This is a genomic window from Paenibacillus sp. MT124 (assembly GCF_058792755.1).
Genome location: NZ_CM179500.1, coordinates 4,414,625 through 4,429,546 on the forward strand (window position 1 = coordinate 4,414,625; position 14,922 = coordinate 4,429,546).

Below are 14,922 nucleotides of genomic sequence, written 5' to 3' on the forward strand. Positions count from 1 at the left end.
ACCAATCACCTTGTCACGACATCTCCTTTGGGTACGTCAAAAATAATATCAGTTCCTTGCTTCAGCCGCGTAATGGTTACACCTTGTCCATAAATGAGCTTCACCCGTCGATGAACATTATATAGACCAATCTGATTCCCCGGCATTCGGTCATGATAGACCTTCTCAATGATATCGGGGTTGATACCAGCACCGGTGTCACTAACTCCTATTCGTACAAAATCAGGGTAATCCTGTACCCGAATCCGCACTGTTCCAGGACCTTTGACCTTGAGGACACCATGAATGATGGCATTTTCAACAAGTGGCTGAATAACCAGACTTGGAATATGCACCGCCACTTCATCAATCTCATAGATCACGTTAAGCCTGCTGCCATAACGGGCTTTCTCAATCTCCACATAATTGCGGACCTGCTCCAGCTCCTTATGGATATCGATCAGCTCATCCGACAGCTCCAGATTATAGCGCATATATCCCGACAGATTTACAATCAGCTCCCGTGCCCGGTCAGGCTTCGTTCGAATCGAAGAAGCAATCGCGTTCAGCGCATTGAAGAGAAAATGAGGATGAATGGTCGTCTGCAATGCCCGCAGTTCCGCTTTGTTGGCGGCTGCCTTAATCTCTTCGACCCGAGAAACTTCCATCTGAGTGGAAATAATCTGGGATAGTCCCACAGCCATGGTTTGCAGCGGATACGTAATTTTATAAGCTTTACGGTAATAAATCTTCAGGGCTCCCGTGACCTCGCTCCGCTCCTTGAGCGGAATAATTAGCAGGGAATGAATATCCGGTGTTTTCTCATCCGTCACATCATTACTGATCGTAATCTCTCCGCTGGAGATCGTCTGCTTCGTCATCTCGCTAATAATCTCATTGCCAATGTGATATCGTTCTTCCCCGAACCCGACATAGGCCAGTACATTGCGAGTATCCGTAATGGCAACAGCGTCAGCCTGGATATCCTCCTGAATAATGCGACAGATGGTCCGCAGGGAATCCTCATCAATGGAGCGGAAGTAAGGCAGCGTTTTGTTCGCAATTTCCAAGGCCAGTTTGGCCTGGCGTGCTGCGATCATTTCCTTTTCCCCTTCCACACTCTGCACCAGCAGTACGATCAGTCCAATATTGACCTCACCCAGAATCATGGGCAATGCAATCTTGGATACAATGTCCGCACCGAGCGGGTCCGGATAGGAATATAGCAGAATTAGCAGCATCGTAAGTGCTTCACAGATCATCCCGGCCGCAATACCAATCATCCACCGCTTCGACTTGGGTGTGTATTTATGAATGTAACCCGACACCAGACCGGCAATGATACTCGTTATGAGACACGGGATGGCCGTAATCCCATCCATATCAATCAAATACCGATGCACTCCCGATACGATCCCCGTAATAATCCCTACAGGTGCTCCAAACAAAATGCCACCCGACAAAATAGCGATAATCCGCACATTCACCAGTGAACCTTCAACATTGATCCCGGTATAGGTACCAAAGATCGCAAAAGCACAGAATAGCAGCGTCACGGCCACATATTCCTGCGGCCTTAGTTTCCCCTTCTGCAAAATCTGTCTAAAACGAGGTACCCTCGATAAAAAGAATAAAAAGATAATTAGCAGCGCCGCCCGCTCAAATAAACCCAGCAGCATCGTAAACATTTCCATGAAGCCCGCTTCCTCCAAATCCATCAAAAATCAGCAATATGCCTTATGCTTTGTTATTGCATCTCCGGTTTTCCCTTTTACATGATCCTATGAATGCTCATTTTGCGTTCATCCTTTTTGCTCGTATGCACCAGTTTACCGCTCTGCCAAGGAGAAAGCAAAGTCATCAGGTGGAAATGAGATGTAAAAGGATGCAGTGGAGAGTCTTTTGCTCCATTCAGACAGACTTTAAGGAATCCGTTACACCTTATTATGAGAATTAGTATGGAATGAAAAATCTAACGAACCTATGCCACGCTATATAAGTAAAAAACTGCTATTAACCTCCGCGAAAAGACGATATAACAGCTCTACGACTCGTGACGACACCGAACCCGAAGAATTTACCCGGATATCGTACGCTCAGTTCGTTACAACTATTTTAGCTTTTCGTTGAAACATGTCCTTAAGATGCATCACGGACGATTGGTCTGATGCCTACCATCAAAAAAGGCAGCCCATAAGTCAATTTCCTGACTTATGGGCTGCCCCGCCCTTTAACCAACCTACACCCTCGATGTACGTTGAGTTTTTATAAAAGGAATATTGGATAACACAGTAGCGGAGAGTGCAGAACCAATCTGGAGAAGCAAAGCGCTCGCCTTTATTCCCGGATTTCCCCATTCAAAAAGGGCGTTCAAAAAAATCCGGGAATAACAGCGATCGGAAGATGGTACTGCAATCGTAGCGGTCACGTGTACTGTCCTGCATGCATTTTATTATCCTCAACCTACAGCGACCTCACCGAAACATCCCCCACAGCTTAATCAAATGAAACGTATTGTTGGGATCAATCTTCTGGGCGATGACGAAGGCAACGAACTGCTCCTCCTGAGCTGACGAGAAGTTTTCATTCAAGATAACAGCAGATGACTTGACCAATCTTCTAACCTTGGCCCGGTCCTGAAGGTCAGACTTCGTAATTCCGTCAATCAGCTTTTTGATGCGATCTTTGACAGCAGGATTCTTCATCTTTAATTTGATCCGCTCCACCAGCTGCGGACTGATTCCATATTGTTGGTAACCCAAAACGTACAGCACCTCCCAAAAATGAACTCACTTTCTATTCATATGACGGGAGGGCTTGTTCACTTGACTTTTTTCGCACGAATTGCAGGAAAGCCATGCATTCAGGCCACAATCAATCGATCAGATCACCCTGGAATACCTGCTGCTGCTGTAAATACTCTCGCAAACCCGTATAGTCCACAGATGTCCAGAAATTCGGATCGCCGATCAAACTGGACACATCATCCCTCGCTTGCTCCAATACGGCAAAGTCTGCAACCATATCCGCCAGGCGGAATTCCGGTAATCCACTCTGTTTGGTCCCAAAGAAATCCCCCGGTCCCCGCAGATCGAGATCACGGCGAGAAACTTCAAAGCCATCCTCCGTTTCGGTCATGACCTTCATGCGCTCTTGCCCAACCTCTGTTTTGGGATCGGCGATGAGCACGCAATAGGACGCGTGGGCCCCCCGGCCAACACGGCCGCGAAGCTGATGCAGCTGGGACAGGCCAAAACGGTCCGCATCCATAATAACCATTAACGTAGCATTCGGTACATCGACGCCGACTTCCACCACCGTGGTGGAGACGAGAAGCTGAATATCGTTGCTGTAGAACGCACGCATCATCTCTTCTTTCTCCCCAGCCGTCATCCGTCCATGCAGCAGGCCCACACGATAATTCGGAAAGTTCTGCTGCATCTGCACATGCAGATCAATCGCATTTTGGACATCCAGCTTCTCGGATTCCTCAATTAAAGGGCATATAAGATAAGCCTGACGGCCCTGATCCACTTCACGGGAGATGAAACCGAGCACACGCTCCATCATGTCATGTTTAACCCAATAGGTGGAGATCGGAATTCGTCCCTTCGGCCGTTCCGAGATCGTGGATACTTCAATATCCCCAAATGCCGTAATCGCCAGCGTCCGCGGAATCGGGGTCGCCGTCATGGTTAACACATCGGGATTATAACCTTTTCGCCGCAAAATGCTGCGTTGGTTCACCCCGAAGCGATGCTGCTCATCCGTCACGACAAGACCCAGATCACGGAAGAATACATCTTCCTGAATCAAGGCATGGGTACCCACCACGATATCAATCATCCCCATTTGCAGCGAAGCGATCAGATCCTTGCGTTTCCGTCCATTCACGCTGCCCGTTAGAAGGCCCACCGTTACACCAAAAGGTTCAAACAGCTTTTGCAATGATCGCATATGCTGCTCGGCCAGAATCTCGGTAGGAACCATTAGAGCTCCCTGGAAACCGGACCGTACCGAGGTATACAGTGCTATGGCTGCAATCACCGTTTTACCCGAACCCACATCGCCTTGCAGCAAGCGGTTCATGGAATAAGGCGAACGCATATCGTGAAGGATTTCCAGTTCTACCTTTTTCTGAGCATCGGTCAGTTCAAACGGCAGACTGCGCACAAACTCGCGAATGGTGGCATTATCCGTTGTATGCACAACCCCATCCATCCGGTTTCGGTTCAATGCACGATAAGCCTGCATCTTCAGCTGGAACAAAAACAATTCCTCATAGACCATGCGCTGTCTGGCCTGCTGGCCTTCCCGATTATCCTGCGGACGGTGAATCCCTGCGATTGCCTGTTTACGAGGCATCAGTCCGTATTTTTTCATCAGAGATGGGGGTAAGATCTCGGGTATCATGTCTCCAAATTGAATTAACCCCTGATTGATCGTCTTGCGCATCCAGGATTGCGTCAGCTTGCCCGTTACCGAGTAGACCGGCTGCAGCGTACCTGAACGGCCATCTCCCTTATCCGGAAACTCCGAGTCCGAGACGGTCATCTGCATGCGCTTTTGTTCCCACTTCCCCGTAAGCACAATTTCGCGGTTTGGCGTAAGCTGGTCTTTTAGAAAATGACGATTAAACCAGGTTGCCGTAATCATCCACTCTTCGGTCATCACCTTGCAGGTGAGACGGGACTTTTTACCATAGCGCTGCAACACCGGAATACCCATGATCTTACCCTGGACCGTAATCTTGTCCCCATCTTTCACTTCACTAAGAGAACGCAGACGATAATCCTCATAACGGAACGGATAGTATTCAAGCAGATCTTTAACACTAGAGATGCCAAAGGCGTGAAGCTCTCCCTCTTTGAGAGCACTCACGCCGTTAATTTGCTTAACCGATATTTCTTCCAATTTCATGTTTAATCCCTCATTCCGGAACAGGCCACATAAAGATGGCAATAACGCCAGGCCCAACATGGCTGCCAATAACGGCTCCAATATTGGTGTACACCACTTCATTCAGTGTAAAATGCCCACGCAGCTGCTCTGCACAAGCAATCGCTGATCCGGGATCTGCGGTATGGCCTACGGCCAGGTTCACACGCTTACCCGCAAGGTCCTGCTGAAACAGCTCAATGATGCGTGCCATTGCTTTTTTGTGTCCCCTGACTTTTTCAACAGCGTATATGACACCTTCCTCATCAATGGACAAGATGGGCTTAATATTCAGTAAGGTGCCTAGAATAGCCGCTGCCTTCCCGATCCGTCCGCCTTTTTGCAGGTACTCCAGTGTATCCACCAGGAAAAATAGCTTACGGCTCTTCTGCATGGCTTCCACAGCTGCAGCAATCTCGGCTGCGGACTTGCCTTGACTCGCGAGTTCAGCTGCCTGAACAACCATCAGACCATATCCATAAGATGCCGACTTGGAGTCCAGCACCGTAATGTCGCCCTCGCGCTCCAGCAGGGATTTGCCCAGTAGTGCCGATTGATAGGTTCCACTCATGCCTGATGACAGGTGAATCGAGACAATCGGACGTTCCGGGTCTTCATCCAGCAGAGTCTGGTAGATGTTCATGAATTCGGTTGGCGAAGGCTGTGACGTTGTAGGTAACGCCGAAGCCTTCTCCAATTTGGCATAAAACTGTTCCGAAGTCAGATCAACGCCGTCTGCATAACTTTCTTCACCAAACAGAACACGCAGTGGAACCACATGAATTCCGTATTTACTTACAAGCTCTTCCGGTATATCTGCGGTACTGTCTGTTACTATCGCAATCTTATGGCTCAAGCGAGATCTCCTCCTTGCGTGAGTGTACTATCAGGACTCCACAGAGAACAAATAATAATAAACTGGCTGTCCTCCGGAATGTACCTCCACCTCAGCATCAGGATATTGCGACTCCAGCCATGCCGCAAGCGCTGCGGTAACCTCAGAGTCAGCTTCTTCCCCTTCGAGGATGGTAACCACTTCATCTCCATTCTCCATCATCTGCTGCAGCAAGCCTTCACACGCACGCAGCATGCTTTCATTTGTCGCAACGATTTTGGAATTATGGATGCCAATGTAATGGCCTGCCTTGATATCCAGCTCATCATACTGAGTATCTCTTACGGCATGAGTAACCTGACCCGACTGCACGCGGCCAATGGCTTCAAGCATCTGATCACGGTTGGTATCAGCAGACTCATCCTCTTGGAAGGCAAACGCAGCTGCCATTCCCTGCGGAATGGTTTTGCTCGGGATCACCGTGATCCGGCGTTCGTCTTCAAGCAGTTCTCGTGCCTGTTCGGCAGCAAGGACAATATTGGAATTGTTTGGCAAAATAAATACCTGTTCCGCAGCGATCGAGCGAACTGCATTCACAAAGTCCTCGGTACTTGGGTTCATCGTCTGTCCGCCGGACAGAACAACATCCACTCCGAGGCTTTGGAAGATTTCTGCAATACCCTCGCCTGAAGATACAGCGATAAAACCATACGGAGCCATCTCATCTGCAGGAGGTACTGCCTCTTCATGACTGCGCGTCGTTTCAGGCGGAATCTCTGCGAACAATTCAGGAGAAGGCGCTATGTCCATGCCCGCCGTCAGCAGATCCCGGTGCTGTTCACGCATGTTCAAAATGTGAATCTGAGTAATTTCGCCGTAACGAAGTGCCAGATTCAGTACATCTCCAGGTGTCTTGGAGTGCACATGCACTTTGATCACTTCGTCGTCAGCAATAATGATGATGGAATCACCATTAACTGACAACGCTTTCCGGAATGCCTCATCATCGAATGCCACGCCTGCATTATCTCCGAGCTGGCGGTTAATGAAGAATTCCATATCATACAGGAATTCGATATCTTCCGTTTCCAGTCTAGCCTGTGCAGACAACGGCATCTCTGGAGCAATGACCTGCTGTGCAGGCTTTGCAGGCACCTCTTCTGCCGGTACAGCTGGTTTCAATGCGGACGATGCCACAGATGGTTGTACTTCTTTTTGCAGGGATGCACGGCTAACACCGTCGGTCTGCAGCAGTACTTCCATAAAACCTTCGTAAATATATACAAGCCCCTGTCCACCCGAATCCACGACGCCAACCTGTTTTAGTACAGGCAGCAATTCCGGAGTCGTTGCCAGTGCCTCTTTTGCTTTTAACAATACTTCATTCATTAATTCGGTAATATCATTCGTCCGTCTTGCATAGTAGCTGGCATGTTTCGCCGCTTCCTTAGCCACGGTAAGAATGGTTCCTTCGACAGGCTTCACGACAGCTTTGTACGCTGCGTCCACGCCGTTTTGGAGGGCTGCTGCAAATTGGATCGTATTCAGTTCCTCATAAGGAGCAGCTGAACGACTGAAACCACGGAACAACTGCGATAAAATAACGCCAGAATTCCCCCGTGCGCCCATAAGCAGGCCTTTCGATAAAATACCGGCAGCTTCTCCGATGGAGGCAGAACTCTTGCGTTTAATCTCTGCAACTCCCGCACTCATTGTCAAATTCATGTTCGTTCCCGTGTCACCATCCGGCACAGGGAAAACATTCAGGGAATTGACGTGCTCTGCATGCTGTCCAAGTTGTTCCGCGCCGGCAAGTACCATTGCGGTGAAATCTGTTCCATTTAAAGAACGTATACTCAAGTGAGAATTCCCCTTCCTAGCTTGATACACGAACATCTTGCACCAAGATGTTAACTGGTCTGTTCATGCGTTGACGCTTCTGCGTCATTCTTCGTCCACACCTTGTCCGGCAAAGGCATACAATTCAACATGTCATCCGGATCTACGGTCTGGGCGGCCGAGCCACCGATATCCTGCAACCGCTGAAGCCCGAGTTCGGGGCATACGGATATGCACCGGTATCGAGAGCCGGCATGAATGCCGCATGGAGACTGGTGCCAGTGATGGAAATGTCACAGCGCACAGCGTTGCCAAATTGCAGACCCCCGACCTCTTGGGACGGTCAAATCTCCGGCTTTCTCGCGGCAACAGCCTGTTCACCGCTGTATTATGGACTATTCAACATTGTACTATATTAGGCAGGAGAAATAAATAAAGTTTTTGGATCAGTTGACGAAGCTTTTTTGGGTATGATATTATATTCAAGTATTGTTTTATGCAGGTTAAGTAATGGAAATGATCCGGCCATGCCGGCTTGAACAACGCCATTAGCTACTGGAGCCTGACCACTATGGTCAGGAAGAACAATTTAGCCTTTAAGGAATGACTTTCGTCTCTCCGAAGGCAACTGGTTATTTTAGGATAGGAGGTGTAATCTATGTCTCGCAAATGTTATGTGACAGGTAAGAAACCGGGCACCGGTAACCACGTATCCCACGCTAACAACCGTAACCGTCGTTCTTGGGGCGTAAACGTTCAGAAGGTCCGCATTCTCGTGAACGGTAAACCAAAACGTGTATACGTAAGCACCCGTGCACTGAAAGCCGGTAAAGTGACTCGCGTATAATCACGCAAAGCTACTATAAATCGGATAAGCAAAAAGCACCTTGTTCCTTGCAGGTGCTTTTTTGGTATTCAAAAAAGTACATAAATACCTGCACAAGCATGTGAATGCCCGCCGCATGGCACTTCTCAGGTCGGATTCCCCAATCGTCCTGAAGCCATAGCGGCGGTATTCGTCTTCCGAGCCTGCTCTCGATCTTATCAGTTCTTTTGAAACGTATTAAGGATCGCCTTTACAAACCCTCCCAAAAACTTCGGCAGTTTGAATGTGTAAAATTTCATACTTCACCCTCCCCATCATGCTCATGCATCCGCCGTATCCTATGCTTCAGGGCCTTCTTCACCTTAAACACGACAAAAAAGGCTACATGAGAAACCTGCTCATGTAACCATATTTATGCGGAACCACCTGTCCCTATTCCAACATGACGAGCCCGAAGAACAGCTCATTTACGTTTGGGCAGGAACAAATTGATAGACAGCGATCATGAATACGCTCAGCAAGTAATACAGTATGCTGAATATGACGAAGGTAACACGAGATCGTGTACGATCAAACTTTCGAAAATACATAATGACAACGCCCACGCCAATCAGTGAGGTAAGCGCATTGTATGGGGATTGAATGACTGCAAATAACGCAAGCACCAGTCCCGTTACAAGGCTGGCAGCCATTGTCCACAGCGTCTCCTTAAGGCCCATAGATCAGCCTCCGTAGCTGCTACGGATTTCGGCAATGGCGGCTGCACGGTCCTCACGTCCGAATACCGCACTACCTGCGACGAGTACATCCGCGCCAGCTTCAACAACGAGTGGTGCTGTATCGGCTGCAATTCCCCCGTCCACTTCGATGTGTACGTCATGGCGCCCTTTTTCATTCAGCCAGCTGCGAATTTGTCTGATTTTGTTCATGGTTCCCGAGATGAATGCTTGTCCGCCAAACCCAGGATTCACGGTCATGACCAGAACCATGTCCACGTCATCCAGCACTTCCTGAATGGCACTGGCAGGCGTCCCCGGATTCAGAGCAACCCCGGCCTTGACTCCCTGTTCCTTAATCAGATGAATCACACGGTGCAAATGCACACATGCCTCGGCATGAACGGTAATAACAGCCGCTCCTGCTTTGGCAAACTCCTCAACATACCGTTCCGGATTCTCAATCATCAGATGTACATCCAGTGGCAGGTTGGTACGTGGCGCAATAGCTTTTACAATGGCAGGACCCAGCGTAATATTCGGAACGAAATGGCCGTCCATGACATCAACGTGAATCCAGTCGCCTCCAGCAGCTTGCGCCTCTGCTACCTCAGCACCAAGACGTGCAAAATCTGCAGATAAGATGGATGGAGCAATTTTAATCATAATTAGTACCTCCGCTTCTTGTCTTTCATTTCTGTAAGGAACTGCTCATAATGCCGGTAACGGCTGTCGGAGATTAGACCTTCCTCCTTGGCTGCAAGTACTCGGCATTGGGGCTCATGTGTATGGGTACAGCCGCGGAATTTGCACTGATCCGCATACTGGGCAAATTCACGGAAACAGGTGGATAATTCCTCGACACCAATCTCGAGAAAGTCCAGTTGGCTGAATCCGGGTGTATCTGCTACAAATCCGCCATTATCCAGCGGGATCAATTCAACGTGCCTGGTCGTATGTCTTCCGCGGCCAAGACGCATACTGATTTCACTCGTTTCGAGTGTCAGCCCTGGCATCAGGGCATTAAGCATGGATGACTTACCTACACCGGACTGACCCGAGAACACACTGATCTTGCCTGCAAGGCGTTCTTTGAGTAGTTCATTGCCCTCACCGGTTCTCGAACTGGTCGAGATGACTTCATACCCAATCTGTTCATAGAGAGCCTTAACCTCAGCTACAGTGTCCCTGGTGTCCTTCTCTGGATCTACGAGGTCCTGCTTCGTTAATACAATTAGAGCATCCAGTCCTGCCTGCTCAATATGTACAAGAAATTTGTCCAGCAGATTGAGGTTCATGTCCGGTTCTTTAACGGAGAACAGAAGAACAGCCAGGCTGACATTCGCAACAGGAGGACGGATTAATTCAGTCTCCCGTTCCCGAATCTCATCTACTGTTCCTTCGCCATTCTCTGTCAGCATATAGCTAACGCGGTCACCGACAAGCGGAGATATGCCTCTCTTTTTGAATATGCCTCTCGCTCGGCATTGAACGGCGGAGCCTTCAACCGAAGGCACCCCGTTTTCTAACAATGGCATGACATAATAGTAACCGCTTAGCGCTTTTACGATGATACCTTCTGGCATAGCTCCGTCGCCCTCCTTTGATTTGCGGTGCATTCCAACCTAACGTCAGCAATAAGCCGTCCTCACGGACGGCTTGTTGCGTTTACGACTTCATTCTTCTTTTCTTTTCCATGCCCCTTGCCATTATTCATGGCAGACGTATCTTCACTTTCATTATCTTCTTCACCGTCGGCAGGAGTCGATTCAGGTTCACCTTCCTGGTTACCGTCGACGCTGCCTTCGTCACCACCGCCGCCTTCTTCAGGCTCATTCGCTGGTGGTGGCTGGTTACTGATCTCTGGCTCAATGGATGGCACGATTACGGTACCATTTTTGGCTTCAGCGTAGGTAACCACGTACGTATCCAGGAATTGACCATCACGATATACAGATACAGCACCATTCTCATTCGGAGCAAGAACAAGCGGAATGGTCAGGGCTTGATTCGACTGTTTAATGGTTCGAGTACCCCATTCCTGATTCTTGCCGCGGGCATCTTCGAATGTAATTCGAATCTTGCTGTTTTTGCCCTCTTCTTTTGGTGAAACATTGATATTGAAGGAATACTCGAGCGCCTCAGGAGGATAACCTGTGCTGACGAAAATGGTAATTTTGTCACCAGGTTTCACGTCGGCTCCGGCTTCCACAGGCCATTGCTGGGTCACTTTACCCCGCTCAACCGTATAGCTCGACTCTTCCTGAACCTGAGCCAGAACCAGTCCGGCAGACTTGATCAGCTGCTCTGCTTCGTTACGGGTGCGATTTTTCAAATCTGGCATCTTCACGGTTTCCGCGCCTCTGCTGACGGTTAAGACAATTTCGGTCTGTTCCGGATCAAATTCTTGATCGGCTCCAGGTGTCTGGGACATAACCAAGCCTGAAGCAACGTCATTAGAATATTCATCTTTACGCTTGATCCGATCCTCACTGATTCCCAGATTTGTCAGATCTTTAACTGCATCCTCATAGGCATCACCTTCAACGCTGATCATTTTGGTCAGTTCCTTTTCAGCTCCAACACTAAGTTGAATTTCCGAACCTTCCTTGACCACATCACCTTCGTTTCGGCTTTGTTCGAATACGATGCCGGGATCGACACCTTCCTTATACTGCCGGATGACGTCATCGCTCACAACCAAACCTTCATCCTGTAGCATCTGGCGCGCCTTTTCTTCAGTCTGGTTCACGACATTTGGCACTTTTACTTCAGGCACAACGAGCATGCCTTTGACGTACCACACAACACCCACCATGGCGATTAGAATTAAGACAGTCAATGAGATCAATAGTGTTGGTTTTTTCCAGTTTTTCGTCTTGGGCTTGCCTTTATGGTTCTCTTCGTCCGATTCCATGACCGGAGCCGCGCCCGTAGAAGTAATTCCACGTGGTTCCGGTTTGATGGCAGGCATGACACGCGTCTGATCCACATCATCCTCATCGGGGAAGTCGATCTTGTCTTCATTGCGACGCTCTGGCATCAAACAGGTTTCCAGATCGTTCTGCATTTCCTTGGCCGACTGATAGCGCTCCTGCGGATTTTTTCGCATCGATTTCAAAATCACATTTTCCACACTTTGCGGAATCAGCGGGTTGAATTTGCGAGGTTCATCAAATTCTTCCTGCAGATGCTTCAAGGCAACACTGATCGGACTCTCGCCGAGGAACGGAAGCTGCCCAGTCAGCATTTGATAGAGTACGATACCGAGAGAATATAAATCCGACTTCTCGCCAGTAACAATCCCTTTGGCATGCTCTGGTGAGAAATAATGCACCGATCCGACTACGGAACCAGTCTGTGTAATCGTCGTGGAGGTAACCGCTCGGGCAATCCCGAAATCGGTAACCTTCACACGGCCATTTCGGCCAATCAATATATTATGCGGTTTGATATCCCGATGAATAATCTGATTATGATGTGCATGATCCAGGGCGTCTGCAATTTGGGAAGCAATTCGAACAGCCTCATCCACCTGCAGCGGAGCCCGCTCTTTAATAATCTCATTCAGGTTTTTGCCTTCTACATACTCCATGACAATATAATGAACGTCATCTTCCTGGCCTACATCATAGATGCTTACGACGTTGGGGTGAGATAAGGATGCAGCTGACTGCGCTTCTCGACGGAAACGTCGGATGAATTCCTCATCATGTACAAATTGCTGTCTCAGCACCTTGATCGCCACATTCCGATTCAGAAGCAGATCCTGGGCCTTGTACACAAGTGCCATGCCGCCACCGCCAACACGCTCAATGACTTCATAGCGTCCGCCTAGCTGGTGCCCTATCATGACTCACACCCCGTTTCCGTCACCACGGAACCTTCCTGTTGCACTTCAAACAGCGCAACCGTGATATTATCATCTCCGCCAGCCAGCAGAGCCAGCTGAAGCAGTCGATCGGCACGCTCTTCCAGCGGCAACTCCTGATTCCCTGCCACTTGAACGAGCTGTTCATTGCTGACCAGATTGCTAAGTCCATCACTGCACAACAGCAGAACTTCGCCTGTTTCCAGCTTGATGGGATCCAGATCTACTTTGACTTCTGCATCTGTTCCAAGAGCACGGGTCAGCACGTTGCGACGCGGATGATGAGATACGTCTTCCTTGCTGATCTGACCATTTTTAAACAATTCATTCACCAGGGTATGGTCTTCCGTTAACTGGATCACTTGTTTGTTTGCAATTTTGTAAGCTCGGCTGTCCCCGATATGACCGATAACACCCTCTGCATCATTCAACAAGGCAGCAACCACGGTCGTACCCATGTTGTGGTATTTGTCGTCTCCGGATGCAGTCCGATATATCACTTCGTTGGCATGCAAAATAGCATCGCTGAGGGCAGCAGACAAGGATGCATGTGACAGCCCCGGTTCCAACGTTCCCAGGTCATGCACCAATGTCTCAACTGCCAGACGGCTGGCGGTATCTCCAGCGAGATGCCCGCCCATGCCATCAGCGACAATACCCAGTATATACCCTGTCTCCAGATTGCGGATCCAGGCTGAATCTTCATTAACCGAACGCACGCGTCCGATATGGCTCACATGAACTGTTTTGATCAAAACGTTCTCACCTCAACTCCATATGCTTTGCACGAAGCTGACCGCAAGCGGCAGCAATATCATGTCCCTGTTCACGACGAATGGTTACATTAACACCCTGCTCCGAAAGAATCTTCTGGAAATTGAAAATGTCGCTTCTCGATGTTCTTACATACTTGCGTTCAGGTACGTGATTGACCGGGATCAGGTTCACGTGGCAGAGCATGTTCTTGAGCACACTTGCGAGTTCCGCGGCATGTTCCGGCTGATCGTTCACGCCACCGATAAGTGCATATTCGAATGTGATTCTCCGGCCCGTTTTGGCCAGGTAATACCGAAGGGATTCCATCACATCGTCAAAAGGAAAACGACGGTTTACCGGCATCAATTTGGAACGCAGCGCATCATTCGGTGCATGGATGGAAATGGCCAGGTTAATCTGTGTATCTTCATCCGCAAACTTGTAGATGTTTGGTACAATTCCGCTTGTGGACACCGTGATGTGGCGCTGACCGATATTCAGGCCCTTTTCGTGAATCATGATGCGCAGGAAAGTCATCGTCGCTTCGTAGTTTTCAAACGGTTCGCCCGAACCCATGATGACAATACTGCTTACACGTTCGCCGCGCTCATCCAGAATCTTCTGAGCCTGTACAACCTGAGCAACAATCTCGCCTGCTGTCAGGTTACGCTTCAGCCCGCCCAGTGTAGAAGCGCAGAATGTACAACCAATCCGGCAGCCCACCTGTGTCGTTACACAGATACTGTTACCATAGTTGTGTTTCATGATAACTGTTTCGATGGCATGATCATCATGAAGACCGAACAGGAACTTCACCGTTCCATCCTTGGATTCAAACTTCGTAATTTCGGTAAGGGTTACAAATTCAAATTGCTCTGCCAGCTTCTCGCGCAATGCTTTGGACAGGTTCGTCATCTCACTGAAATCATTTACTCGCTTCACATAAATCCAGTCGAAAATCTGACCACCGCGAAAAGCGGGTTCCCCATTCTCAACAGCCCATTGCTGCAGCTCTTCCAGGGAAAAATCATATATAAAAGGTTTCATTTTGTTGTCAACACCTATTCCTTCTTTTCTTTTCATTCTTCCTATTCTATCACAAAGACCACTTTACATCCATGTATGCCCTAGAGTCTTGCACTTCATGCATTATAACACCTTG

At 48.8% G+C, this 14,922-nt stretch carries 13 protein-coding genes; 1 reads left to right on the forward strand and 12 read right to left on the reverse strand.

Annotation, left to right across the window (positions count from 1 at the left end):
• Window positions 1-5 precede the first annotated feature (5 nt).
• The 5 genes from AC3RCI_RS19945 to AC3RCI_RS19965 form a co-directional block, all read right to left on the reverse strand.
• Window positions 6-1,673 carry a LytS/YhcK type 5TM receptor domain-containing protein gene (locus AC3RCI_RS19945; RefSeq protein ID WP_492471524.1) on the reverse strand — a complete coding sequence of 556 codons (1,668 nt, stop codon included), beginning with the start codon at window positions 1,671-1,673 and terminating at the stop codon, window positions 6-8.
• Window positions 1,674-2,453: 780 nt separating this feature from the next.
• Window positions 2,454-2,741, reverse strand: coding sequence for a stage VI sporulation protein F (locus AC3RCI_RS19950; protein ID WP_095359342.1), 288 nt, complete (start codon window positions 2,739-2,741; stop codon window positions 2,454-2,456).
• 112 nt (window positions 2,742-2,853) lie between these two features.
• Window positions 2,854-4,899, reverse strand: a complete 2,046-nt coding sequence (gene recG / locus AC3RCI_RS19955) for an ATP-dependent DNA helicase RecG (RefSeq protein WP_492526084.1) — start codon at window positions 4,897-4,899, stop codon at window positions 2,854-2,856.
• A gap of 10 nt (window positions 4,900-4,909) precedes the next feature.
• Entirely contained in the window at window positions 4,910-5,773 is an 864-nt protein-coding gene (locus tag AC3RCI_RS19960) for a DegV family protein (RefSeq protein ID WP_154895427.1), read from the reverse strand.
• Between the two features lie 30 nt (window positions 5,774-5,803).
• Entirely contained in the window at window positions 5,804-7,612 is a 1,809-nt protein-coding gene (locus AC3RCI_RS19965; RefSeq protein WP_492471522.1) for a DAK2 domain-containing protein, read from the reverse strand.
• A 637-nt stretch (window positions 7,613-8,249) separates the two neighbouring features.
• Between AC3RCI_RS19965 and rpmB the strand changes: the two genes are divergently transcribed.
• Window positions 8,250-8,438 carry a 50S ribosomal protein L28 gene (rpmB, locus tag AC3RCI_RS19970; RefSeq protein WP_024631107.1) on the forward strand — a complete coding sequence of 63 codons (189 nt, stop codon included), beginning with the start codon at window positions 8,250-8,252 and terminating at the stop codon, window positions 8,436-8,438.
• Window positions 8,439-8,635: 197 nt separating this feature from the next.
• On the opposite strand, the gene spoVM is transcribed toward rpmB, so the two are convergent.
• The 7 genes from spoVM to rlmN form a co-directional block, all read right to left on the reverse strand.
• Window positions 8,636-8,716: a stage V sporulation protein SpoVM gene (gene spoVM / locus AC3RCI_RS19975; RefSeq protein WP_019424875.1), complete on the reverse strand. Its 81-nt coding sequence runs from the start codon at window positions 8,714-8,716 to the stop codon at window positions 8,636-8,638.
• A gap of 168 nt (window positions 8,717-8,884) precedes the next feature.
• Window positions 8,885-9,136 carry a hypothetical protein gene (locus AC3RCI_RS19980; protein WP_095359346.1) on the reverse strand — a complete coding sequence of 84 codons (252 nt, stop codon included), beginning with the start codon at window positions 9,134-9,136 and terminating at the stop codon, window positions 8,885-8,887.
• Window positions 9,137-9,139: 3 nt separating this feature from the next.
• Complete coding sequence (gene rpe, locus AC3RCI_RS19985; RefSeq protein ID WP_492526086.1) at window positions 9,140-9,799, reverse strand: ribulose-phosphate 3-epimerase; 660 nt, start codon at window positions 9,797-9,799, stop codon at window positions 9,140-9,142.
• 2 nt (window positions 9,800-9,801) lie between these two features.
• Window positions 9,802-10,719 carry a ribosome small subunit-dependent GTPase A gene (rsgA, locus tag AC3RCI_RS19990; RefSeq protein ID WP_336780644.1) on the reverse strand — a complete coding sequence of 306 codons (918 nt, stop codon included), beginning with the start codon at window positions 10,717-10,719 and terminating at the stop codon, window positions 9,802-9,804.
• 62 nt (window positions 10,720-10,781) lie between these two features.
• The gene (gene pknB, locus AC3RCI_RS19995; RefSeq protein ID WP_336780643.1) at window positions 10,782-12,986 is read right to left on the reverse strand and encodes a Stk1 family PASTA domain-containing Ser/Thr kinase; all 2,205 of its coding nucleotides are present in this window, start codon (window positions 12,984-12,986) and stop codon (window positions 10,782-10,784) included.
• On the reverse strand, window positions 12,983-13,759 hold the full coding sequence (locus AC3RCI_RS20000; RefSeq protein ID WP_127537872.1) for a Stp1/IreP family PP2C-type Ser/Thr phosphatase: 777 nt from the start codon (window positions 13,757-13,759) through the stop codon (window positions 12,983-12,985). Before AC3RCI_RS20000 ends, pknB begins: the two co-directional genes overlap by 4 nt.
• A gap of 7 nt (window positions 13,760-13,766) precedes the next feature.
• A complete protein-coding gene (rlmN, locus tag AC3RCI_RS20005; protein WP_095290542.1) occupies window positions 13,767-14,807 on the reverse strand; it encodes a dual-specificity RNA methyltransferase RlmN in 1,041 nt (346 codons plus the stop codon).
• Window positions 14,808-14,922 lie beyond the last annotated feature (115 nt).